This window comes from Phytohabitans sp. LZ39 (assembly GCF_059359075.1).
On record NZ_JCADBM010000017.1, the window covers coordinates 102,897 to 125,640 of the forward strand.

The 22,744-nt window shown below is 72.6% G+C and carries 21 protein-coding genes and 1 pseudogene; 3 read left to right on the plus strand and 19 right to left on the minus strand.

Features of this window, described 5'->3' with window-relative positions; translation table 11 throughout:
* The first annotated feature begins 53 nt into the window (after positions 1-53).
* A complete protein-coding gene (locus AC5L36_RS29325) occupies positions 54-470 on the plus strand; it encodes a hypothetical protein (protein ID WP_441215082.1) in 417 nt (138 codons plus the stop codon).
* 90 nt (positions 471-560) lie between these two features.
* On the opposite strand, the gene AC5L36_RS29330 is transcribed toward AC5L36_RS29325, so the two are convergent.
* The 10 genes and pseudogenes from AC5L36_RS29330 to hisD form a co-directional block, all read right to left on the minus strand.
* Positions 561-2,036 (minus strand): multicopper oxidase family protein, encoded by a 1,476-nt coding sequence (locus tag AC5L36_RS29330; RefSeq protein WP_441215081.1) that lies wholly within the window; start codon positions 2,034-2,036, stop codon positions 561-563.
* A complete protein-coding gene (locus AC5L36_RS29335) occupies positions 2,033-2,755 on the minus strand; it encodes a DJ-1/PfpI family protein (RefSeq protein ID WP_441215080.1) in 723 nt (240 codons plus the stop codon). Before AC5L36_RS29335 ends, AC5L36_RS29330 begins: the two co-directional genes overlap by 4 nt.
* A gap of 238 nt (positions 2,756-2,993) precedes the next feature.
* Entirely contained in the window at positions 2,994-3,755 is a 762-nt protein-coding gene (gene hisF, locus AC5L36_RS29340) for an imidazole glycerol phosphate synthase subunit HisF (protein WP_441215079.1), read from the minus strand.
* Positions 3,752-4,471: a bifunctional 1-(5-phosphoribosyl)-5-((5-phosphoribosylamino)methylideneamino)imidazole-4-carboxamide isomerase/phosphoribosylanthranilate isomerase PriA gene (gene priA / locus AC5L36_RS29345; protein ID WP_441215078.1), complete on the minus strand. Its 720-nt coding sequence runs from the start codon at positions 4,469-4,471 to the stop codon at positions 3,752-3,754. The genes hisF and priA overlap by 4 nt, the downstream gene beginning before the upstream one ends.
* Positions 4,472-4,488: 17 nt before the next feature.
* Positions 4,489-4,806 (minus strand): hypothetical protein, encoded by a 318-nt coding sequence (locus AC5L36_RS29350; RefSeq protein ID WP_441215076.1) that lies wholly within the window; start codon positions 4,804-4,806, stop codon positions 4,489-4,491.
* 79 nt (positions 4,807-4,885) lie between these two features.
* Positions 4,886-5,515 (minus strand): annotated as a pseudogene (gene hisH / locus AC5L36_RS29355) (imidazole glycerol phosphate synthase subunit HisH); the annotation flags it as partial.
* A gap of 1 nt (position 5,516) precedes the next feature.
* Complete coding sequence (locus AC5L36_RS29360; RefSeq protein WP_441215075.1) at positions 5,517-5,687, minus strand: CG2302 family histidine operon protein; 171 nt, start codon at positions 5,685-5,687, stop codon at positions 5,517-5,519.
* Positions 5,684-6,295: an imidazoleglycerol-phosphate dehydratase HisB gene (gene hisB, locus AC5L36_RS29365; protein ID WP_441215073.1), complete on the minus strand. Its 612-nt coding sequence runs from the start codon at positions 6,293-6,295 to the stop codon at positions 5,684-5,686. Before hisB ends, AC5L36_RS29360 begins: the two co-directional genes overlap by 4 nt.
* Entirely contained in the window at positions 6,292-7,353 is a 1,062-nt protein-coding gene (locus AC5L36_RS29370; protein WP_441215072.1) for a histidinol-phosphate transaminase, read from the minus strand. The genes hisB and AC5L36_RS29370 overlap by 4 nt, the downstream gene beginning before the upstream one ends.
* A complete protein-coding gene (hisD, locus tag AC5L36_RS29375) occupies positions 7,350-8,642 on the minus strand; it encodes a histidinol dehydrogenase (RefSeq protein WP_441215071.1) in 1,293 nt (430 codons plus the stop codon). The genes AC5L36_RS29370 and hisD overlap by 4 nt, the downstream gene beginning before the upstream one ends.
* A gap of 87 nt (positions 8,643-8,729) precedes the next feature.
* Here hisD and AC5L36_RS29380 point away from each other — a divergent pair, with 87 nt between their 5' ends.
* Positions 8,730-9,455 carry an LON peptidase substrate-binding domain-containing protein gene (locus AC5L36_RS29380; protein WP_441215070.1) on the plus strand — a complete coding sequence of 242 codons (726 nt, stop codon included), beginning with the start codon at positions 8,730-8,732 and terminating at the stop codon, positions 9,453-9,455.
* Positions 9,456-10,156: 701 nt separating this feature from the next.
* Here the strand turns inward: AC5L36_RS29380 and AC5L36_RS29385 are convergent.
* From AC5L36_RS29385 to AC5L36_RS29415, 7 genes are all read right to left on the minus strand, one after another.
* Positions 10,157-10,945 carry a DUF2567 domain-containing protein gene (locus AC5L36_RS29385; RefSeq protein WP_441215068.1) on the minus strand — a complete coding sequence of 263 codons (789 nt, stop codon included), beginning with the start codon at positions 10,943-10,945 and terminating at the stop codon, positions 10,157-10,159.
* A 37-nt stretch (positions 10,946-10,982) separates the two neighbouring features.
* Positions 10,983-14,522 carry a DNA polymerase III subunit alpha gene (gene dnaE / locus AC5L36_RS29390; RefSeq protein WP_441215067.1) on the minus strand — a complete coding sequence of 1,180 codons (3,540 nt, stop codon included), beginning with the start codon at positions 14,520-14,522 and terminating at the stop codon, positions 10,983-10,985.
* Positions 14,523-14,638: 116 nt separating this feature from the next.
* Complete coding sequence (locus AC5L36_RS29395) at positions 14,639-16,252, minus strand: MinD/ParA family ATP-binding protein (RefSeq protein ID WP_441215065.1); 1,614 nt, start codon at positions 16,250-16,252, stop codon at positions 14,639-14,641.
* A gap of 223 nt (positions 16,253-16,475) precedes the next feature.
* Positions 16,476-17,492: a hypothetical protein gene (locus AC5L36_RS29400; RefSeq protein ID WP_441215064.1), complete on the minus strand. Its 1,017-nt coding sequence runs from the start codon at positions 17,490-17,492 to the stop codon at positions 16,476-16,478.
* Between the two features lie 44 nt (positions 17,493-17,536).
* The gene (locus tag AC5L36_RS29405; protein WP_441215063.1) at positions 17,537-18,463 is read right to left on the minus strand and encodes an RluA family pseudouridine synthase; all 927 of its coding nucleotides are present in this window, start codon (positions 18,461-18,463) and stop codon (positions 17,537-17,539) included.
* Positions 18,460-19,047, minus strand: coding sequence for a signal peptidase II (gene lspA, locus AC5L36_RS29410; protein WP_494909256.1), 588 nt, complete (start codon positions 19,045-19,047; stop codon positions 18,460-18,462). The genes AC5L36_RS29405 and lspA overlap by 4 nt, the downstream gene beginning before the upstream one ends.
* Entirely contained in the window at positions 19,011-19,430 is a 420-nt protein-coding gene (locus tag AC5L36_RS29415; RefSeq protein ID WP_441215409.1) for a TraR/DksA family transcriptional regulator, read from the minus strand. Before AC5L36_RS29415 ends, lspA begins: the two co-directional genes overlap by 37 nt.
* 553 nt (positions 19,431-19,983) lie before the next feature.
* On the opposite strand from AC5L36_RS29415, the gene AC5L36_RS29420 reads away from it, so the two are divergent.
* Entirely contained in the window at positions 19,984-20,613 is a 630-nt protein-coding gene (locus AC5L36_RS29420) for a hypothetical protein (protein WP_441215061.1), read from the plus strand.
* Positions 20,614-20,697: 84 nt separating this feature from the next.
* Here the strand turns inward: AC5L36_RS29420 and AC5L36_RS29425 are convergent, their stop codons facing one another.
* Positions 20,698-22,203: a potassium/proton antiporter gene (locus AC5L36_RS29425; protein WP_441215060.1), complete on the minus strand. Its 1,506-nt coding sequence runs from the start codon at positions 22,201-22,203 to the stop codon at positions 20,698-20,700.
* Positions 22,203-22,502, minus strand: a complete 300-nt coding sequence (locus AC5L36_RS29430) for a DUF167 domain-containing protein (RefSeq protein WP_441215059.1) — start codon at positions 22,500-22,502, stop codon at positions 22,203-22,205. Before AC5L36_RS29430 ends, AC5L36_RS29425 begins: the two co-directional genes overlap by 1 nt.
* Positions 22,503-22,744 lie beyond the last annotated feature (242 nt).

Genomic DNA, 22,744 nt, shown 5'->3' on the forward strand with positions numbered 1-22,744 from the left:
CAGCAAATCACATGGACTTCCGGGAGGCGGGCCCACCAAGGCAAGATGTCGCCATGGCGGAGGCGGGTTGGGATAGGAGCGACGCTTGGATCTTCGTCTCGGTGGTCATCGGCGGCGGCTCCGGCCGGCACCTGAGGTCACCCAACACGCGCCGGCCCGAAGGCGTCCCGCTGGCCGGGCTGCTCGCCACCGCTGAGCATTTGCAGGATGCAATCCCCGCCCGCGACGAGGTGGAGAGCGCGATCCAGCGCTTGTGCGGCGCCGACCTGGTCACCGTCCAGGATGGCTTCTTCCGCCTGACGGCCACCGGCGAGACACTCTGGCGCACGCGTCCGCGGTCGGGCCTCTCCAGCACCGTCGACACCATGCACGGCATCCTGACCCGGAGCCGCCCACCCGGCCCAAGCGCCACCTGGACCCTGACCGAGCCCGACTACGCGGCGGCGGTGCGCGCGGCCTTCGCCCCCTGACCGACCACTCAGTCAGCCGCGGCTTTTGGCGGCACTCGCCGGTCAGCCAGCCGCGGCTTCGCGGCTGGGACCGGTCAGCCGCGGCGGCGGTCAGCCGGCTACGGCGTCGCGGGTGACCTCGAAGCTGAACATCATGCCGCCCTGCATGTGTTCGGCGATGTGGCAGTGGGCCATCCAGAGCCCGGGGTTGGTCACGTCGAGGAGGATGTCGACGACCTCCCCGGTGCGTATCAGCACGGTGTCCTTCCAGACGAGGTTGGGCTCGACCTCCCCGTCGCGCGTGAGCACCAGGAAACGGCCGGCGCCGTGGATGTGGAACGGGTGGTGCATGGGATGGTCGGAGTCCATCTCGTTCACCAGTCGGATCTTGACTCGCTCACCCACGGTGAAACGCCAGTCGATCTCGGCGTTGGCAGCGCCGGTGCCGCGGTCGACGATCCGCCACCGCATGTTGGCCGTGGTGGTCTGCCGGTTGACGTCCACCATCTCGTCTTCCCACTCGATGCCGCCGCCGTCGCCGTGACCGTGGTGATGGTGATGATGGTGATGGCCCTGGCCGTCCATCTCGGCGACGAGCGCCAGGGTCTTGTCCGGCGGGGCGGCGATCCACCGGGCGAGCCGCTGCCGCTCGGCGCGCAGCTCCGGGGCTTCGCGCGGCACCGCGAAACGCGCGGCGACCGACGGCGCCGCCGGCCGCTCACCCACCTTCACGGCGGCGAGGCGGTGCACCCGGCCCGGCGTGTGGTGCTCCAACGCCAGCTCGCCCGGCCGGTCCAGGAGGACGTCGACGACCGCCCGCTCGGACGGCGCCAGCAGCACCTCGTCGACCAGCTCGGCGCGTTCCATCCGGCCGCTGTCGCCGCCGACAAGCTTCATCCAGGCCCCCGGCAGGCGGACGTTGAACACCCGGGTGTTGGCCGTGTTCGTGAGCCACAGCCGCACCACGTCGCCGGCGCCGGCGGTCAGCTGGAGGTCGGTCTGTCCCGCCACCAGGAGCACGGTGCCGTAGCGCCCCATGGCCACGTGCGTGATCTCGGTGGTGCTGAACGGGGCGATCGCGCCGTCCTCGACGAGCAGGTCGTCGAGCGTGAGGACGAACTCCCGGTCGACCGGCGGCCAGTAATCGGGCTCGGCGGGCACCACCAGGATGTTGCCGTACAGGCCCAGCTCCTGGGTGTAGTCCTCGCGGATGTGCGGGTGGTACCAGTACAGGCCGGGGTCGGGAAACTGGATCCGGTAGCTGAAGCCGCCGCCCACCGGGATGGGCGCCTGTGTCTCGTGCGGCACGCCGTCGTACCTGTTGTCCAGGCGCAGGCCGTGCCAGTGGACGGTGGTGTCCAGGTCGCCGCGGTTGGTGACGTCGACCTGGATCTCGGCGCCCTGCGGCACCTTGAGGGTCGGGCCGGGGATCGAGCCGTTGTAGCCGAGCATGCGCACGGTGGCGTCGCCGAGCCGCTTGGCCACCGGACCGATCCGCAGGTCGAAGGTGTCGCCGTGAGCCAGCTCCAGCAACGCCGGCCCGGTCGCCTCCGGCAGCCCCGCCGGGTCGGTGGGAAATCCCGTCATGACACACCCCGCCGTTCGCGAAACTTGGTGAGTACCCGCCGCCAGGCGACCGTGGCCACCGCGCGGGCCTCGGACGGATTGACCGCGACCCTCCTGCCGAGCGCCTTGGCGTTGCCTAGGACGGCCGCGCTCGCCTTGCTCGGGTGGCCGGCGTCGAAGGGCGGATCCGGGTCGTACTCGATGTACAGCTGGATCGTCTCCGCGTGCTCCCGGCCGGCGATCTCCCCGGCGAGCCACAGGCCGAGGTCGATGCCGGCGGAGACGCCCGCGGCGGTGACCACCTTGCCGGCCCGCACGATCCGCTCCCCCGGACGCGGCTCGGCGCCCATGGCCGCCAAGGCGCGGACGACGTTCCAGTGGGTCGTGGCTGGCTGCCCGTCGAGGATGCCGGCGGCGGCGAGGATCAGCGCGCCGGTGCAGACCGACGTCGTCCACTGTGTGGTCTCGTGTACCTGCCGCAGCCAGTCGCCCAGCGCGGTGTCGGCCATCGTCGTCGCGGTTCGCGGGCCGGACCCGGGGACGAGCACGACGTCCGGTCGGGGCGTCTCGGCGTAGCCGTGGGTGGCGCCGAGGAAGAGCACACCGCTGTCGGCGACGACCGGCCCGGGCTCCGCCGCGACGAACCGTACCTCGGCGTCGGGCAGCAGCCGCAGCACCTCGTAGGGCCCGATGGCGTCCAGTGCCGTCAGGCCCGGGTAGAGCACGATCGCGATCTGCATGAACGGATCAGTACCACGGCCGTGCTTCAATCCGGCTTCACCGCTGCCGGGCCGGCTCGGACCGGGCCCGGCCCGGGTCCGCTCGGGCCACGCCGGCTCGGGCCGGCTCGGGCCGCGCCGGGCCGGCCGCTGGGCCACGGGTCAACGGCCGGGCCGGGCCACGCCGGGCCGGGCCACGCCGGGCCGGGCCACGCCGGGCCGGGCCACGCCGGGCCGGGTCATGGCGCTGAGCCGCGGGTCAGCGCACGGGGTTGCCGGCCTCGCGCAGGGTCTCCTTCACCTCGCCGATCGTCAGCTCGCCGAAGTGGAACACGCTGGCCGCCAGTACCGCGTCGGCGCCGGCCTCGACCGCGGGCGGGAAGTGGGCGCGCTCGCCGGCGCCGCCGCTGGCGATGACCGGGATCTCGACGACCTCGCGGACCGCGCGGATGAGCGGCAGGTCGAAGCCGGCCTTGGTGCCGTCGGCGTCCATCGAGTTGAGCAGGATCTCGCCGGCGCCGAGCTCGGCGCCGCGCCGCGCCCAGTCGACCGCGTCGATGCCGGTGCCGCGCCGGCCGCCGTGGGTGGTGACCTCGTAGCCGCTCGGCGTGTCGGGTGTGGCGCGCACGTCGAGCGAGAGCACCAGCACCTGGTTGCCGAACCGGTCGGCGATCTCCGCTATGAGTGAAGGGCGGGCGATCGCCGCGGTGTTGACGCCCACCTTGTCGGCGCCGGCGCGGAGCAGAGTGTCCACATTGTCCACCGAGCGGACTCCCCCGCCGACGGTGAGCGGGATGAAGACGGACTCGGCGGTGCGCCGCACCACGTCGAGCATCGTGCCGCGGTCGTCGGACGAGGCGGTCACGTCGAGGAACGTCAGCTCGTCGGCGCCGGCCGCGTCGTAGGCGGCGGCCAGCTCGACCGGGTCGCCCGCGTCGCGCAGGTCGACGAAGTTGACGCCCTTGACCACCCGGCCGGCGTCCACGTCGAGGCAGGGAATCACCCGCACGGCCACGCTCATGCCAGTGCCGCCAGCGCCTCCGGCACCGTGAACGCCCCCGCGTACAGCGCCTTGCCGACGATGACACCCTCGACGCCTTCGGACTCCAGGCCGGCGAGCGCGCGCAGGTCGTCCAGTGTGGACACACCACCGCTGGCGATGACCGGGCGGTCGGTGCGGGCGCAGACCTCGCGGAGCAGGTCGAGGTTGGGGCCGGTGAGCGTGCCGTCGCGGTGCACGTCGGTGAGCACGTACCGCTGGCAGCCGGCCTTCTCCAGCCGTTCCAGCACCTCGAAGAGGTCGCCGCCGTCCTTGGTCCACCCGCGCGCCGAGAGGGTGTGGCCGCGGACGTCGAGCCCTATGGCGACCCGCTCGCCGTACTCGGACACGACCCGGTCGCACCACTCAGGGTTTTCCAGCGCGGCGGTGCCGATGTTGACCCGGGCAGCGCCGGTGTCGAGCGCGCGGCGCAGCGACTCGTCGTCGCGGATGCCACCGGACAGCTCCACGTCGACGTCGAGCCGGCCCACGACCTCCGCCAGCTGCTCCGCGTTGGAGCCCCGGCCGAACGCGGCGTCCAGGTCGACGAGGTGGACCCACGAGGCGCCGTCGCGCTGCCAGGCGAGGGCGGCGTCGAGCGGGTCGCCGTAGACGGTCTCGCTGCCGGCGGCGCCCTGCACGAGACGGACGGCCTGGCCGCCCGCGACGTCGACGGCGGGGAGGAGGACAAGGCTCACGGAGGCTCCAAAAACGATCAGGTACGGCGGCCGAGCGCGATCACCACGACGGCCGGGAGGACGAGCATAAGCAGGACGATCAGCACCAGGCGCAGGCCGAGCGGATCGACGAGGAACCAGGTGGCGGCGATCAGCACCGCGGAGACCGCCACGATGCCGGCCCGCTGCGCCCGGCTGCGGCGGGCGAGCAGGGTGCCGGTGCGGCGGCGGCGCGGCAGGGTGGGCTTGAGGCGGCGCAGCGCGTCACGGCGCTGGCGCCGGCGAGCGGCCTTCGCCTTTTCCCGGGCCGCGAGCGCCTCCCGCTCGGCCCGGCGTCTGGCCCGCTCCTTAGACACCGCCAGACACCCCGGGCACCCCGGGCGCCGACGCGACACCACCCGACACCCCGGGCGCCCCCGGCGCCGACGCGACACCACCCGACACCCCGGACGCGACACCGGCGAGCGTCCCGACCCAGTTGCGCAGCAGCGCCGCACCGGCGTCGCCGGACTTTTCCGGGTGGAACTGGGTCGCCGACAGCGAGCCCCGCTCGACCGCCGCCACGAACGGCACGTCGTGCGTGCACGTGGTCACGCCCGGACCCGAGCCGAAAGCCGCGTACGAGTGGACGAAGTAGAACCGCGTGCCCGGCGCCATCCCGGCGAAGAGCACCGAGCCGGCGGCCGGCTCGACAGTGTTCCACCCCATGTGCGGCACGCGCTCGGCGGGCAGCCGGGTCACGCCGCCGGGGATCAGGCCGATGCCTTGGGTGACGGTGCCGTGCTCGTCGCCGTACTCGAAGAGGATCTGGGCGCCGACGCAGATGCCGAGCACCGGACGCCCGGCGGCGACCCGCTCGGCGATGACCGGCCCGGCGCCCAGCTTGTCGACGCCGGCCATGCACGCCGCGAACGCACCGACACCCGGCACGACGAGGCCGTCCGCGGCGGCGGCCGCGTCGAGGTCGGGCGTGACCGTCACGTCGCCGCCAGCCCGCGCCAGGGCCCGCTCGGCGGAGCGCAGGTTGCCCGAGCCGTAGTCGAGGACCACCACGCTGGGCGCCATGTCAGCCCTCCCCCGGCATCAGCCACAACAGGCCACCGCCGGCCGCGAGCGCGGCGAGCACCGCGACGACGCCGACCGCGGCCCGCGCGGCACCCTGCTTGTGCAAAGACCATGCGCCACCGGCCAGCACGCCGGCGAGTGCGAACAGGGCGACCGGGGCGACGGAGCTCACAGCGTCCCCTTGGTGCTCGGCACCGCACCCGCCGCACGCGGGTCGATCGAGGTCGCCTCGCGCAGGGCCCTCGCCACCGCCTTGAACTGGCCCTCGACCACGTGGTGCGCGTCGGGGTGGCCGCCGGGGCGGGCGGCCCGCAGCACGGTCACGTGCAGCGTCACCTTCGCCGCCTGGCCGAACGACTCCCACACGTGGCGGGTCATGCTCGTCGGGTAGACCGGCCCGATGTACGGGGCGAGGGCGGGCTCGTCGTGCACCACGTACGGCCGGCCGGACAGGTCGACCGCGGCCTGCACGAGCACCTCGTCCATGGGGACGACGGCCGAGCCGTACCGCCGGATGCCCGCCTTGTCGCCGAGCGCCTCCGCGAACGCCGCGCCCAGCGCGAGCGCGGTGTCCTCCATCGTGTGATGCGCGTCGATCTCCAGGTCGCCGACGGTGTTGACGGTCAGGTCGAAGCCGCCGTGCCGCGCGATCTGGTTGAGCATGTGGTCGTAGAAGCCGACCCCGGTGCTGATCTCGCCCTTGCCGCTGCCGTCGAGGTCGATCTCGACGAGCACCTTGGTCTCTTTGGTGATCCGCTCGATGCGGGCGGTGCGACTCAAGGAAGGACCTCCACTGACGAAAGGAAGGCGTCCGTCTCCGCGGGCGTCCCAGCGGTCACGCGCAGCCAGCCGGGCAGGCCGACATCGCGCACGAGCACACCACGGTCGAGCAGCTCACGCCATGCCTTTTTCTGGTCGCCACCGGTGGAGTACAAGACGAAATTGGCGTCGCTGTCGGCGACCCGGAAGCCGCGCGACCGGAGCGTGGTGACGATGCGGTCGCGCTGCTCTTTGATCGCCTCGACGGTGGCCAGCAGCGCGCCGCGGTGGGCGAGCGCCGCGCGGGCGGCGGCCTGGGTGAGCGAGGAGAGATGGTACGGCAGGCGCACGAGCTGCACCGCGTCGACCACCTCGGGGTCGGCCGCGAGGTAGCCCAGCCGCCCGCCGGCGAACCCGAACGCCTTGCTCATCGTGCGGGTCACCACGAGCCGCGGGTGGCCGGGCAGCACGCTCAGCGCGCTCGGGGTGCCGGGCCGGGCGAACTCCGCGTACGCCTCGTCGACCACCACCATCCCGCGCGCCGCGTCGAGCACAGCGGTGACCACGGCCGGGTCGAGGGCGGTGCCGGTAGGGTTGTTGGGCGAGCAGAGGAACACGATGTCGGGGCGGTGGCGCTCGACCTGCTCGACCGCGTGGGCCGCGCTGAGCCCGAAGTCTTCGGCCCGGTAGCCGTCGACCCAGGCCGTGCCGGTGCCCTTGGCGAGGAGCGGATGCATCGAGTAGGCCGGGGTGAAGCCGAGCGCGGTGCGCCCCGGGCCGGCGAAGACCTGGAGCAGCTGCTGCTGGATCTCGTTGGACCCGTTGGCGGCCCAGACCCGCTCGCCGGTGAGCCCGTGCCCCAGGTAGGCGGCGAGGTCGGCCCGCAGCGCGACCGCGTCGCGGTCGGGGTAGCGGTTGAGGTCGCGCAGCTCGGCCTGGAGCGCCTTGCCGATCGCCTCGACCACCGCGTCGGGCACGGGGTACGAGTTTTCGTTGGTGTTGAGCCGGACCGGCACGTCGAGCTGAGGCGCGCCATAAGGCGTGAGCCCGCGCAGGTCGTCGCGGATGGGGAGACTCACCTGAACCGCGCCTCCACCGCTTGGCCGTGCGCCGGCAGGTCTTCGACGTTGGCGAGCGTGACCACCTTGCCGGCCACGTCGCGCAGGGCCGCCTCGCCGTACTCGATCACGTGGATGCCGCGTAGGAACGACTGCACCGACAGCCCCGAGGAGTGGCGTGCGCAGCCGCCGGTGGGGAGCACGTGGTTGGACCCGGCGAGGTAGTCGCCGAGCGACACCGGTGACCACGCGCCGACGAAGACCGCGCCGGCGTTGCGGACGCGGAGCGCCCAGGCCCGCGCGTCGACGGTCTGGACCTCCAGGTGCTCGGCCGCGTAGGCGTCCACCACGCGCAGGCCCTGCTCCAGGTCGTCGACGAGCACGGCGCCCGACTGCGGACCGGTCAGCGCCTCGGTGATGCGGCCGGCGTGCTTGGTGGCGGCCACCTGGCGAGTCAGCTCGACCTCGACCGCCTCGACCAGCGCCGCGGAGGGCGTGACGAGCACGCTCGCGGCGAGCGGGTCGTGCTCGGCCTGGCTGATCAGGTCGGCGGCCACGTGCACCGGGTCGGCGGTGTCGTCGGCGAGGATCGCGATCTCGGTCGGGCCGGCCTCGGCGTCGATGCCCACCACCCCGCGGAGCAGCCGCTTGGCCGCGGTGACCCAGATATTGCCCGGCCCGGTGATCATGTCGACCGGCTCGCAGTGGCCCTCCACGCCATACGCCAGCATGGCGATGGCCTGGGCGCCGCCGACCGAGTAGACCTCGTCGACGCCGAGCAGCGCGCACGCGGCGAGCACCCGCGCGTCGGGCAGCCCGCCGTTGTCGACCTGGGGCGGGCTGGTGATCACCAGGCCCTCGACGCCGGCGACCTGGGCGGGCACGACGTTCATGACCACGGTCGACGGGTACATCGCGAGGCCACCCGGCACATACAGCCCCACGCGGCTCACCGGCACCCACCGCTCGGTGACCGTGCCGCCCGGCACCACCTGCGTGGTCACGTCGGCGCGCCGCTGGTCGGTGTGCACCTTGCGGGCCCGGGTGATCGCCTCGGTCAGCGCGGCCCGCACCTCGGGGTCGAGATGGGCTGCCGCGGCCTCGATCGCCTCGGCCGGCACCCGAAGCCGCTCCAGCCGCACCCCGTCGAAGCGCTCGGTCGCCTCCCGGACCGCGGCGAACCCATGCTCGCGCACCGCCTCCACGACCGGGCGGATCGTCTCCACCGCGGCGGAGACGTCGAGCTGGGCACGGGGCAGCAGGCCGCGCGGGTCGGTGGCACCGCCGCGCAGGTCGATCCGGTTGAGCACGTACCGAGTCTATGCGGCGGTTTGTGGCACCCCGGCGCGCCCGTCCGGCCGGTCCAGGCCTTGAGATTCCTCCGTTAGGCTTTCTGGATGAGTCCGCGGCTGCCGGTCTTTCCGTTGGGCACTGTGCTCTTCCCCGGTCTCGTCCTTCCCCTGCACATCTTCGAGGAGCGCTACCGCGAGCTGGTGCGCCACCTTGTCGCGCTGCCCGACGGCACGCCCCGCGAGTTCGGCGTGGTGGCGATCCGCCGCGGGTGGGAGGCCCCGCTCTCCACCGCCCCCGGCGCGAGCGCGCCGGCCGCCGACGTGAGCCTGCACGAGGTGGGGTGCACGGCGGAGCTGCGCCAGGTGACCGAGCTGCCCGACGGGCGGTTCGACATCGTCACCGTCGGCCGCCGCCGCTTCCGCCTCACCGACGTCGACAGCGACTCCCAGCCCTACCTGACCGGCGAGGTCGAGTGGCTTCCCGAGCCGGGCGGGCAGGAAGACCTCGCCGACCTGCTGGCCCCGCGGGTGCTGTCGGTGTTCCGGCGCTACCTGCGCCTGATGCGCGCCGACGGCGACACCGACGACACTGTCGACCTGGCCGAGGTCAGCGAGCAGCTGCCCGAAGACCCCACCGTCCTGTCCCACCTCGTCGCCGCCACGGCCGCGCTCACCGTCGAAGACCGCCAGCGCCTGCTGGCGGCCGACGACACGGCCGCCCGCCTCCGCTCCGAGCTGCGCCTCCTCAACAGGGAGGCCGCCCTGCTCGGCCGCGTGCGGGCCGTGCCCGTCCCCTTGGCCGAGCTGGCCGTCCCGATCAGCGCCAACTAGAGCTTCGGGGTCGGCGGCGCTGTCCGTCGTGGCGGTGCTTCGAGGCAGATTTTCCCAGGTCCGCGTCAGCTGCGGACCGCATGCTCCCGCGGGCACCGCTCCCGGCCGGCGGCTCGCGGGGCGAGCCGAAACCCCCGGCCGTCCACTGCCAGCTCCGCGGGACAAGCCCCCACCACCGCCAGCATCCTGACGCAGCGTCACCAGCCCGGGGGCCGGGCTTCGAGATCTTGGGGGCAAGGCTTCGCAAGCCCGGTGCCCACCACGCTTCGGTGATCGTTAGCCCAAAACCCGCGTCCGTGCCCGCGTGTCACACGGGTTTCGGGCTAACGATCACCGCGCCGTCCAAATCCTGAGCCGATCGTCCCGTCACCTGGGAGACGCGGGGCCGCGGCGGGCGCAACGATCAGACGGCGGCTGGCGGGCCACGGCCACCAAGAACGCGAACAAGGGCCAGGCGGCCCCGTCCGGAGCCCGAGGCCCCGCCGGAGGCGCACTAACCGCAACCACCAACAACCCGACAGGAGCGAACTCCGAAAGTCGAGGCGCCCTAACTCACCGAGATCTCGCCTCGTGCGCCGCACACACCGTCAGCGTGACCAGCGGCGGACGGGTGAGGCCGCGGGAGCAACGGCATGGACCACGGCGGACGTCGCGGTAGCCCATATCTTGATCTTGGGTTGGATCTTCGCGGTCGGCGGACCTCAGCTGGGTGGCGCGGCGGGGCCGTGCGGTGGGGAGGCCCAGGGGCCGGCGCCGGGCATCGGGTCCTTCGCCGGGCCGTCGATGCCCATGCCGTTGAGCGGCTGGGGGCGCCAGTCGGGGCCCGCCGGCAGGCGCGGCACGTCCGGCGGAGGCTGCCAGGCGTGGTCGGCCACCAGCTCCGGGGCGGCCTCCAGCGCGAGGGGCGCCGCCGGCTCGGGCTCGGGCACCAGCGAGGGGTAGCGGGACCAGCCGGCCAGCAGCGTGTACATGACCACGGCACCGAACGCCGGCAGCAGGACGTCGCCCTGGAGCGTCGGGACGAACCCCCACAACCACTCGAACCCGCCGGCCCGCAGCTCGGCCGGCTGGCTGAGCGGGGTGCCGACCGGCGCGCTCGCGGCCAGCCGCTCGAAGTCGCCGTGCGCGAGCGTGCCCACCCACCAGGCGACGAGCGCCGCGCCGACGGTGCCCACCGTCAGGCCGAGCAGCAGGACCGGGCCGCGGTGGCGGCGCAGCAGCGCCCAGACCACGATGGCCGCGAGGATGCCGAAGCCCAGCCCGAGCAGCGTGAACCACCCGTCCGCGGCCACGAACTCCTCCGGCTGCGGGTCGGTCAGGCGGGCGCCGCCCTCGGTCTTGATCAGGGGCACGTCGGGGGCCAGCGCCGTCCACAGCCAGCCGAGCGGCGCGCCGAGAGCGGCCAGAACGAGCGCCAGAACGAGGCCGACCAGCGCCGTGGGCCACCCCTTGCGCTTCGGCTCGGGCCGCCCATTCGGATGCTCGCTCACGGCCCGATCCTCTCAGGCCCGAGCGGCCACCGGCACATCAGCCCGCGACCGCGGCGGGGCCGAGGAGTGCCTTGAGGTCGGCCATCAGCGCGGTGGTCGGCGCGACCCGGGTGGGGCCGAGCCGCAGCAGCGTGGCGCGTGAGCCGTTGACGAGCTTGACGTGCACCTCGGCCTTGCCCGGGTGGCTGCTCAACACCTCGCGCAGGCGCTCGACCATCGGCGGCGTGCACCGCGACGGCGGCAGCGCCAGCACGACCGGCTTGATCTCGTCGGCCGCGGTGATGTCGGGCAGTGACATGTCCATGGCCATCAGCCGCGGCTGGTCGTCGCGCCGGTCGACCCGGCCCTTCACCACGACGATCGCGTCCTCGGCGATGTACTGCCCGACGATCTCGTACGTGTTGGGGAAGAACAGCACCTCGACGGCGCCGCCCAGGTCTTCCAGCGTGGCCGAGGCCCAGGCCCGCCCCTGCTTGGTGATGCGCCGCTGCACGCCGGAGAGGATGCCGGCGAGGGTGACCACCGCGCCGTCGCCGACCGAGCCCTCCTCGGCGAGCGCGGAGATGGACATGTCGGCGGCGGCGCTGAGCACGTGCTCGACGCCGAAGAGCGGGTGGTCGGAGACGTAGAGGCCGAGCATCTCGCGCTCGAACGTGAGCAGGTCGCCCTTGTCCCACTCGCCGGCCGGGATCTGCGGTGTGACCACCATGCCGCCGCCGGCCGCGTCGTCACCGCCGCCGAACGCGTCGCCGAAGAGGTCGTACTGCCCGATCGCCTCGTTTTTCTTGATGTCGAGGAACGAGTCGATCGCGTCGGCGTGCACCGCGAGCAGGCCCTTGCGCGGGTGGCCCATCGAGTCGAACGCGCCCGCCTTGATCAGCGATTCGATGGTCTTCTTGTTGCAGGCCACGGCGTCGACCTTGCGCAGGAAGTCGTAGAAGTCGGTGTACGCGCCCTTTTCCTTGCGGCACCGCATGATCGCCTCGACCACGTTGGTGCCGACGTTGCGCACCGCGGCCAGGCCGAAGCGGATGTCCTCCCCCACGGCGGCGAACCGGGCCATCGACTCGTTGACGTCGGGCGGCAGCACCTTGATGCCCATGCGCCGGCACTCGGCCAGGTAGACCGCGGACTTGTCCTTGTCGTCGCCGACGCTCGTGAGCAAGCCGCTCATGTACTCGGCGGGGTAGTTGGCCTTGAGGTAGGCGGTCCAGTAGGACACCACGCCGTACGCCGCGGAGTGTGCCTTGTTGAACGCGTAGTCGGAGAACGGGACGAGGATGTCCCACAGCGTCTTGATCGCCGCGTCGGAGTAGCCGTTGTCCTTCATGCCGGCGGCGAAGGGCGCGAACTCCTTGTCGAGGATCTCCTTCTTCTTCTTGCCCATCGCGCGGCGCAGCAGGTCTGCTTTGCCGAGCGTGTAGCCGGCCACCTTCTGCGCGATCGCCATGACCTGCTCCTGGTAGACGATCAGCCCGTAGGTGTCGCCCAGGATGTCTTTCAGCGAGTCGGCCAGCTCGGGGTGGATCGGCACGACCGGCTTGCGGTTGTTCTTACGGTCGGCGTAGTCGTTGTGCGCGTTGGCGCCCATCGGGCCGGGGCGGTAGAGCGCGCCCACGGCGGAGATGTCTTCGAAGTTGTCCGGGACCATCGAGCGCAGCAGCGCCCGCATCGGCCCGCCGTCGAACTGGAAGACGCCGAGCGTGTCGCCGCGGGCGAGCAGCTCGTAGGTCGGCTTGTCGTCGAGCGGCAGGTCTTCGAGCACCAGGTCGATGCCGCGGTTGTCACGGATCGCGTCGAGGCAATCATCGAGGATCGTGAGGTTTCGCAGGCCCAGGAAGTCCATCTTGAGCAGGCCGATGGACTCGCAGGCGCCCATGTCCCACTGGGTGATGATCGCGCCGTCCTGCTCGCGCTTGTGGATCGGCAGCACGTCGACGAGCGGGTCGCGGGAAAGGATCACGCCGGCCGCGTGCACGCCCCACTGCCGCTTGAGCCCTTCGAGGCCCTTGGCGGTGTCGACGATCTTTTGCACCTCGGCGTCGCCGTCGTAGAGCTGGCGGAACTCGACCGCCTCGGGGTAGCGCGGGTGGCTGGAGTCGAAGATGCCGCCGAGCGGGATGTCCTTGCCCATCACCGCCGGCGGCATCGCCTTGGTGATCTTGTCGCCCATCGCGAACGGGTAACCGAGCACCCGGGCCGCGTCCTTGATCGCGGCCTTCGCCTTGATCGTGCCGTACGTGATGATCTGCGCGACCCGCTCCTCGCCGTACTTCTCCGTCGCGTACCGGATCATGTCGCCGCGCCGGCGCTCGTCGAAGTCCATGTCGATGTCGGGCATCGAGATGCGGTCGGGGTTGAGGAACCGCTCGAACAGCAGGCCGTGCTGCATCGGGTCGAGCTCGGTGATGCCCAGCGCGTACGCGATGAGCGCGCCCGCCGCCGATCCGCGGCCCGGGCCGACCCGGATGCCCTCACGCTTCGCGTACGCCACGAGGTCGGCGGTCACCAGGAAGTAGCCCGGGAAGCCCATCTTGATGATGACGTCCAGCTCGTACTCCGCCTGGGCGCGCCGGTCGTCGGGCACGCCGCTGGGGAAGCGCCGCTCCAGCCCGCGCATGACCTCCTTGCGCAGGAACGACTCCTCGGTCTCACCCGCCGGCACCGGGAACTGCGGCATGAGGTTACGCGCGGCGAACAGCGCCGAGTAGTCGCCGATCTTTTCGGCGATCTCCAGCGTGTGGTCGCAGGCGCCGGGCACCTCGGCGTCCCACAGCTTGCGCATCTCGGCCGGCGACTTGAGGTAGAAGTCGCGGGCGTCGAACTTGAACCGCTTGGGGTCGGCCATCGTCGAGCCGGACTGCACGCAGAGCAGCACCTCGTGCGCGTCGGCGTCGCGGTCGAACGTGTAGTGCAGGTCGTTGGTGGCGACCGGCTTGAGGTTGAGCCGCTTGCCGAGCCGGATCAGGTCTTCGCGGACGCGGGTCTCGATGTCGAGCCCGTGGTCCATCAGCTCCAGGTAGAAATTGTCCGGGCCGAAGATGTCGCGGAACTCGGCCGCCGACGCGCACGCCTTCTCGAAGTCGCCGATGCGCAGCCAGGTCTGGATCTCGCCGGACGGGCAGCCGGTGGTGGCGATGATGCCCTTGGCGTATCGATGGAGCAGCTCGCGGTCGGCGCGCGGCTTGTAGAAGTAGCCCTCCAGGCTCGAATACGACCCGAGGCGGAAGAGATTTTGCAGGCCGCCGGCGTCGGTGGCGAGCATCGTCATGTGCGTGTAGGCGCCACCGCCGGAGACGTCGTTTTCCCCGCCGTCGGCCCACCGCACGCGGGTGCGATCGCGCCGGTCGGTGCCCGGTGTCAGGTAGGCCTCGAGACCGATGATCGGCTTGACGCCGGCGGCGGTGGCCTGCTTGAAGAAGTCGTAGGCACCGAAGAGGTTGCCGTGGTCGGTCATCGCGAGGGCCGGCATCTCCAGCCGCCTGGCCTCGCTGAAAAGATCCTTGAGCCGCGCGGCGCCGTCGAGCATCGAGTACTCGGTGTGTACGTGAAGATGCACGTAAGACGGCTCCGACACCCTGCCCCCTCCCAATGTCAGTTCGAGGCGAGCCTAGCCCGCGGGTACGACGGCAGACACGGCTGACACGGCACCGAAGCGTGCCATCTGGATCACGCCACCGGAGACTTGCGGAGCTAACGGACGAACGGCTCCAGCATCACCGAGGCCGCCTTGAGCCAGGCCGACCGGGTGTCCGGCTGGAGCTGGTTGTACTCGATCGAGGAGCCGGTCTCCAGCGCCGGGTCGTACGGCACGACGGCCACCGCCCGGGTACGCGTGGAGAAGTGCCGGGCCAGGTCTTCCAGCAGCGGCGAGTGGCCGGGCGTCGGGCAGGAGAGCAGCGTCACCGCGTTGGCCGCCAGCTCGCCCATGCCCACCTCGTCGAGCAGGTCGAGCATCCAGTCGGCGGTGAACGCGGCGTCCTCGCGCGGCACCGTGGTGATGACCAGCTGGTCGGCGGCCTGTAGCACGGTCTGCCAGTTGGCGCTCTCCACGTTGTTGCCGGTGTCGACGCAGATCACGTCGTGGGTGCGGCGGAGCAGCTCCAGCACCCGGCGCACCGTGTACTGGTCGAGGCGCTGCGCGAACCGCGGGCTCTCCTCACCGGCCAGCACGTCGTACGAGCCGTCGGAGGCGTGCCGCAGGTAGTCGTCGAGCTCCTCCTTGAGCTCCAACCCGTGGCGGGCCTCGACGTCGGCCAGGTCGGCGATCAGATGCCGGATCGTGCGGGCGTGCCGCGCGCTGCCGGCCCGCAGGCCGAGGGTGCCGCGCAGCTCGTTGTCGTCCCAGGCGAGCACGCCGCGCCCGCGCACGCTGCCCACGGTCGCGGCGGCGAGCACCGTCGCGGTGGTCTTGTGCACGCCGCCCTTGGGGTTGGCGAACGCGAGCACCTTGGGCATGCCGAGGTCGCGCCGGAGCACACTGACCGCCCGCTCCACCTCCGCGTCGGGGCGGGACTGCCGGAACTCCACCTGTGGCACGTAGCCGTTGTCCGGCGGCGGTGCCGGCGGGGGCGGCGGGGGCGGCGGTGGCGCGGACCGGGGCGGCGCCGGTGGCTGCCACCCGCCCTCGAGCTCGGCCCACCGGCTGTATCCACCGGGCGACGACACCGGCCGGGGCGCCGGATCACGCTGGACCGGCTCACGCGGCATGGGCTCGCGCGGGGCCGGCTCGCGCACGACCGCCGGGCCGGGCCGCGCCGCCATGCGCGGGTCGGGACCCGGGTAGCCCGGCTCGGCCGGGTAGCGCGGCGGCTCGGGCCGGCGCCCGCCGCCGTCGCCGTAGCGACCCTCGGGGTAACGCTGGTCGGCGTAGCGCGCGTCCGGCGGGTAGCCGTCCTCGGGATAGTCGACCGGGCTCCCGTACGCCACCGGGCTGCCGTATCCGCCCGGCGGGGCGTAGCCGCCGCGGCCGCGGCCGTTGGTGCCGTTGGCCGCGCCGTTCGCCCCCCGGGGGCGCGGCGGCGGACCCTCGAACCCGCGGCCGCCGTCGTAGCCACGGCCGTCGCCACCGCGCTGGTCGTCCCACCGGTCGTCGTATCCGCCGTCGAGCGGGCGGGGCGGTGGCAGGTCGAAGGCGGGTCCGTCGTCGTCGCGGCCGTCCAGCGGGCTCGGCGCCCGGCGCCCGCGCGGATCGAAATCTACGTCCGTCTGTTCACCATTTCGGCCGCCTCGGGCACGGTCGAGCAGCGCCCGCCAACGCGGCGCTGGTTCCGCAGGCCGGCCCCAGCCGGTCTCGGTGCCCTCCACGGCTCGGCCCTCCCAGCGCCATATCGGTCCCGCCCTGACAGGCTACGAACAAATCCTCGTTGAGACCACACCATCTGCCCAACGAGCGAAGCACACACAGTGCGTCACTTCCGGTTCCTTCCTGGCCACCCGGTCCAGACACGAACCCCGCCGGCCAATAGTTCAACGCGCCGTCTGTGATCCGGGATGCTGCCGCACGGAGTGACCGCTACCGCACGTGAGGTCACTGCGGGGCCGCGGGCGAGGTCGCCGGCTCGGTCGGTGGCGGCGGCGACGCGGGCGGTGTGGTCTCCGCCGGCTCCGCGGTCGTCGGGGCGGGCGAGGCCGGCGCCTCGCTGGTCACGGCCGGCTCGGGCGGTGCGGCGCTGTCGCTCGGCTCCGGGACGGCAGCGAACGTGGCCGGCGCGGTCGGGTCGGGTGTCGGCAGCGCGGTGTCGGCCGGCGGCCGGACGACGTCGTCCTGCTCGGGCAGCGGCGGCAGGAACACGGCCCGGTCGAGGCGGCGCACCTCGGGAGCCGGGTCGACCGCGCGCACCTCGGAACGGGTGGAGATCTGCTCCAGAGCGGACGGTGTGGCACGAATCACCGCCGCGTACACGCACGAGCACTTCGACCGGTACGCGGTCGCCTCGGCGATCGCCACCGCCGCGCCGCTGTCGTACACCTGGCGCAGCTGCCGCTCCCGCTCGCCGTCGCCGGTCAGCTTGCTGCTCAGCATCCGGTACTCGGCGGCCTCGGTCTCCTTGCGCTCGGCGATCTCGGCCATGCCGGCGACCACGTCGGTGGGGATCCGCACCGCGGGAATGTGGACGATCTGCGTCTGGGTCTGCGCCAGCGGCACCCGGCCAAAGACCTGTGCGACCGAGGCGTCCGCCAGCACCGGGGTGAGCCGGTCCGGCGCCAGGTACTCCGTGAGGGTGACCAGCGCGTACGTGTCTCCCGTGGACGGTGGCGTGGCGACGAGCTGGGCGAGCTCCTTGCGGCTCGACGCGACGTATCCGGGGATCGACTGGCCGTCGCCCACGCCGACCCGCACGACGTCACCGACCGTCGGATCGCCGCCGGGCGCGCCCCGGTCGGCCGCCCACACGGCGGTCAGCAGCACGGCTGTCGACGAGAGCAGCGCGGCGCTGGTCAGCACCCGCATCCGCAGGCGCCCCTGCGCCAGCCGCGACATCGCCTTTGCCAGCGGCGGCAGCAACCGGCTGTCCAACCGGCGCAGCAAGTCGCCAGTGCGCACGGCGTAGCTCTCCCTCGAATGTCTTCGGCCCTCGACCCGTGTGGTCAGGCGGCGTCACGGAGCGTGTCCAGCGCGTGCGCCAGGTCATCAGGGTAGTCGCTGACGAAGCGAACTTCTTCCCCCGTACGGGGGTGGAGGAAGCTGAGCGCACGGGCGTGCAGCCATTGCCTGGTCAGACCCAATCGGGCAGCGAGCGTCGGATCCGCGCCGTACGTCAGGTCACCGACGCACGGGTGCCGCATGGCCGAGAAGTGGACCCGGATCTGGTGCGTACGGCCGGTTTCCAGCCGCACATCGACGAGGCTTGCGGCCGGAAACGCTTCCAACGTGTCATAGTGCGTGATGCTCGGCTTACCGCCCGACATCACCGCCCACTTGTAGTCGTGGGTGGGGTGGCGGTCGATCGGCGCGTCGATGGTGCCGCGCAGCGGGTCGAGGTGCCCCTGCACCAGCGCGTGGTATCGCTTTTCGACCTCGCGCTCCTTGAAGGCCCGCTTCAGCACCGTGTACGCGTGCTCACTCTTGGCCACCACCATCACGCCGGTCGTGCCGACGTCGAGGCGGTGCACAACGCCCTGCCGCTCGGCCGCGCCGCTGGTGGAGATGCGGTGGCCGATCGCGGCGAGGCCGCCGATCACGGTCGGACCCGTCCACCCTGGACTCGGGTGCGCGGCCACGCCGACCGGCTTGTCCACGACGACGATGTCGTCGTCCGCGTAGATCACCCGCAGCCCCGGCACGGCCTGCGGCACCACCTCGACGGCGGCCGGCGGCGCGGGCAGCGTGACCTCCAGCCACGAGCCGGCGGTGACCTTGTCGGCCTTGGGCCGCGGCACCCCGTCGACGAGCGCGTTGCCCGCCTCCACCAGCGCGGCCGCGGCGCTGCGCGACAGCCCGAAGAGGCGGGACACGGCCTGGTCCAGGCGCAGGCCGTCGAGCCCGTCCGGGACGGGTACGGAACGGGTGGTCATTTGCCCTTTACCCTCGTGCCGTCGCGCTGGCGGCCGGTGAACTCGAGTGCGATGGCCAGGACCACGCCGCAGACCAGCGACGAGTCGGCCGCGTTGAAGATCGGCCACACCTGGCCGTGCGGGTCGAAGAGGCTCACCATGTCGACCACGTGCCCCTGGAACGGGCTCGGCGCGCGGAAGACCCGGTCGGCCGCGTTACCCAGCGCGCCGCCGAGCACAAGGCCCAGCGCGACGCCCCACGGCACCGAACGCAGGCGCAGCGCCATCCACACGATCCACGCGATCACACCGCAGGTGATCAGCGGAAACACGAACGTGTAGTCGCTGCCGAGGCTGAACGCCGCCCCGCTGTTGCGGGTCAGGCTGAGGTAGACGGCACCGCCCAGCAGGCGGACCGGTTCGCTGTCTTCCAAATAGGAGAGTGCGAGCTGCTTGGTGCTCTGGTCGACGAGCACCGAGACGGCGGCGGTGGCGAGCAGGATCCACACCGCCCGCCGTCGTGCCGGCGGTGCCGGACGCTCGCCAACCGCTTCTTCCGTCTCCGCGCTCAGCGCCGCTCCTCCAACTGTTTGCACGTCACGCACAGCGTCGCCGACGGGAAGGCGGCGAGCCGCTCCACCGGGATCGGGTTGCCGCACCGCTCGCACCAGCCGTAATTGCCCTCGTCGAGCCGCTCCAGCGCACGCTCCACCTGACTGATCCGGTCGAGAATGCCGTTTGCGAGGGAAATCTCCTGCTCCCGCTCGAACGTCTTCGTGCCCGTGTCGGCCTGGTCGTCGCCGGCCGAGTCGGTGAGCCGCTCGCGCTGAAGCTCGGTGATCTCGCTCAGCGTCTGATCGTACTCGGCTTGCAGTTCGTCCCGGCGCCCTGCCAGGGCGGCCCGGATCTTCTCGGTCTCCGCGGCGCTGCGGGTCCCCTTCGCCGGCTTGCGGCTGGTGGCGGTCTTGGTGTCAGCTGGCTTCGCCATCGTCGCTCCCTTGGCCGCGGTGTCCGCGGCGATAGGCGGGGCCTGGGTGGCCGCGGTCGGTGTCGTGGTGCTCGCAGCACTGCCGGCCGGGTGGGCCGGAGCCACGGCCTCCGCCGGCGCCGGGGTGGGCGCCGGTGTCTGTGGTGGTGCGCCCGCGCCGGTCACCGTGGTCGGTGGGGTCGCGGTCGCGGCGGGGGTTTCCGGGGGTACGGCTCGCGCCGCCCCCTTCCGCGCGGCGGACTTCTTGGTGGTGGTCGCCGTGGCGGCGGCCTTCTTCGCGGCTCCGGCGGCCTTCGCGGCTGCTGGCGCTCCGACCGCTTCGGCGCGCTTCGCGGCTTGCGTCGCCTTGGCGGTGCCAGTGGTCTTCGTGGCTTTAGCCGGCTTTGTCTCTTCAATCAGCTTCGGGGGCGCGGACTTCGCCGTCTTCCTGGGCGCGGCCTTGGTCGGGGTGGCCTTCTTTCCCGCCACCTTCTTGGTAGTGCGCGTCGCGACCTTGGCCGGAGTCGCGATCTTGCCAGTGGTCTTGGCCGGCGCCGCGACCTTGCCGGCGCCCTTGGCCGGGGCCTTCTTCACCGCCGCCTTCGCGGAGCCAGCCGCCTTCGCGGGAGGCACGGCCTTCGCGGGAGGAGCGGCCTTCGCGGAGCCGGCCGCCTTCACAGGACCAGCCGCCTTCGCGGGACGGGCGGCCTTCGCGGAGCCAGCCGCGGCCTTCGCGGGCGCCGCAGCCTTCGCGGGCGCCGCAGCCTTCGCGGAACCAGCCGCGGCCTTCGCGGGCGCCGCGGCCTTCGCCGGGGTGCTCGACCGCCCGCTCGCGGCCGGCTTCGCGGGTGCCTTCTTCGCCGCCGTCTTGCTGGTGGAGGTGCCGGCGCGCGCCGGACCGGACGATGCCTTGCGGGCGCTCGTGGCCTTCTTCGCCGGGGTGCCGCCGCCGTTTCTGGCCGCCGCCGCCCCGGTGCGGGCCGGTCCCGCGGCCGCCTTCTTCGCGGCCGGTGCCTTGGTCGCGGGCACGTTCGCGGTACGCTGCGCCGCGGCCCGAGTGCCTCCGGTGCGTGTGCTCGCACCGCCCTTCGATGCCGCCTTGCGTGCGGCTTTCGCCCGCTCGGCCATCGCGTTCCCCCACTTGCAAAACGGGCGCGCGGCGGACGCCGCGCACTCCGGTGGCTGGCAAGAATACGGAACGTGAAGACGTCCGACAACATGCCGCACCGCTCGTACCCAATTCAGAGGCTGCTAAACCCACAAACCGGGCAAAGGACACTCTAGTCGATCAATCGTCGCGATCGTCGCCGTACTCGTGAAACCACTTCGCCAACCTGCCCCGGCGGCTCACCGCGCGCAGGCGCCGTTCGGCCGCGTCGCGTACCTGGGCGGTGGCCACGATCAACAGGCTGTCGCCGACCTTGAGCCGGGTGTCCGGGCCGGGCACGAAGCCGACCCCGTCGCGCAGCACCAGCGTGACCGACGCGCCGACCGGCAGGCGCAGCTCGTCGAGGTGCACCCCGGCCAGCCGCGAGCCTGCCGGCACCTCCATCTGGAGCAGGTCGGCGCGCATGTGTTCGAGCGGGGCACTGTCCACATGGATCTCGGCGGCCTCACCCGGCGCGGTGACCCGGAGCACGCGGGCGACCGGCGCGAGCGTGCCGCCCTGCACCAGCGTGTAGATCACGACCAGCACGAACACCACGTCGAAGAGCTGGGTGGCACCCTCGACCCCGGCGGAGAGCGGCACGGTCGCGAGCACGATCGGCACCGCGCCGCGCAGCCCGGCCCACGACAGGAACGCCTGGTCGCGCACCCCCACCCGAAACGGCATCGCGGACAGCGCCACCGACAGCGGCCGGGCGAGCAGCACCAGCGCCAGGCCGGTCACGATCGCAGGCACCAGCGCGTCGCCCAGCCGCCCCGGCGAGACGAGCAGCCCGAGGAGCACGAAGAGCCCGATCTGCGCCAGCCACGCCAGCCCGTCGGCGAACCCCAGGATCGCCTGCCGGTGTGGCAGCCGGGCGTTGCCGAGCACCACGCCGGCGACGTACACCGCGAGGAATCCGGAGGCGTGCGCGACGGCGCCGGCGGCGTAGGCGAGCACGGTGAGCCCCACGGCGGCGATGGGGTAGAGGCCGGCCGACGGGAGCGCGGCCCGGCGGAGTGTCCACCGCCCGCCGATCCCGACCAGGTAGCCGATCGCCGCGCCGGTCGCCAGCTCGTAGGCGACGACCAGCACCTCGTACCACCAGGGGTGGCCGCCGCCGATCGGGTTCGTGGACAGGAGGACGACGAGGAGGACGGCGGGCGCGTCGTTCATGCCGGACTCGGCCTCGAGCGTCGCCACCAACCGGGGTGGCAGGCGCAGACGGCGGAGGGTGGCGAAGACCGCCGCCGCGTCGGTCGAGGAGAGCACCGCCCCGTAGAGGAGGGCGAGCCGCCAGTCGAGGTCGAGCACGAGGTAGACCGCGACCCCCACGATGGCCGAGCTGGCCAGCACCCCCAGCGTGGCGAGCGTGGCCGAGACGCCGAGCACCGGCCGGAGCATGCCCCACCGCGCGGTCAGCCCACCCTCCGCGATGATCACGATGAGCGCGCAGAAGCCGAGCGTGCGGGTGAGCTCCGCGTTTTCGAACTCGATGCCCAGCCCCGACTCCCCCAGCGCGACACCGATCGCCAGGTAGACAAGGAGGCTGGGCAGACCGACGCGGGTGGAGAGGCGCACCGCGCCGACGGCCACGAGCACGACGACCGCGCCCACGAGCAGGGCGACGTCCAGCCGGTCCGTCACTAGGGGGTCTCGCGGAGTGCGTCGAGCCGGCCGGCCAGGTCGGCCACCCCGGTCACCTCGAAGAGCTTGTCACGGCTGGCCGCACCCGACCGCAGCGTGACCTGCGCCGGTCGCACCCCGAGCGCCTCGGCCAGCGCCCGCCGGGCCGCCTCGGTGGCCCGCCCGTCGACCGGCGGCGCGTGCACCGCGATGACCACCGCCGGCCCGAACGGCCCATCGTGCCGCCCGCCCACGCGCGCCCGAGCGGCGCCGGGCTTTACCCGGACCGGCACAGCGATGGCGTCAGGCCGCGTGACCATGCCTCATTCTGCCGGCACGACGGTCGACGCGGGATCGGATAGTGCTTTAGATCCGCCCTTTTATATATGCCCGCGTCCGCGTCAGCTGGAGACCGCACGCTCCCGCGGGCCGGCGGGTCCGCGGTGCAAGCCCCAAGACCCTGGGGCCTCCGGCCCCAGACCCCGGGCCGCCGCAGAGATGGGGAAGAGCAAGCGGGGCGGTGATCTCCTCGGCAGGCGCTCCCGCACCCGTCGCCGCGATC

What these genes read in the sequence shown, in the direction of transcription:
- AC5L36_RS29325 (WP_441215082.1), top strand. Translation starts at nt 54, where the DNA reads ATGGCGGAGGCGGGTTGGGATAGGAGCGACGCTTGGATCTTCGTCTCG.
- AC5L36_RS29330 (WP_441215081.1), bottom strand. Translation starts at nt 2,036, where the DNA reads ATGACGGGATTTCCCACCGACCCGGCGGGGCTGCCGGAGGCGACCGGG.
- AC5L36_RS29335 (WP_441215080.1), bottom strand. Translation starts at nt 2,755, where the DNA reads ATGCAGATCGCGATCGTGCTCTACCCGGGCCTGACGGCACTGGACGCC.
- hisF (WP_441215079.1), bottom strand. Translation starts at nt 3,755, where the DNA reads ATGAGCGTGGCCGTGCGGGTGATTCCCTGCCTCGACGTGGACGCCGGC.
- AC5L36_RS29380 (WP_441215070.1), top strand. Translation starts at nt 8,730, where the DNA reads ATGAGTCCGCGGCTGCCGGTCTTTCCGTTGGGCACTGTGCTCTTCCCC.
- AC5L36_RS29405 (WP_441215063.1), bottom strand. Translation starts at nt 18,463, where the DNA reads ATGACCACCCGTTCCGTACCCGTCCCGGACGGGCTCGACGGCCTGCGC.
- AC5L36_RS29415 (WP_441215409.1), bottom strand. Translation starts at nt 19,430, where the DNA reads ATGGCGAAGCCAGCTGACACCAAGACCGCCACCAGCCGCAAGCCGGCG.
- AC5L36_RS29430 (WP_441215059.1), bottom strand. Translation starts at nt 22,502, where the DNA reads ATGGTCACGCGGCCTGACGCCATCGCTGTGCCGGTCCGGGTAAAGCCC.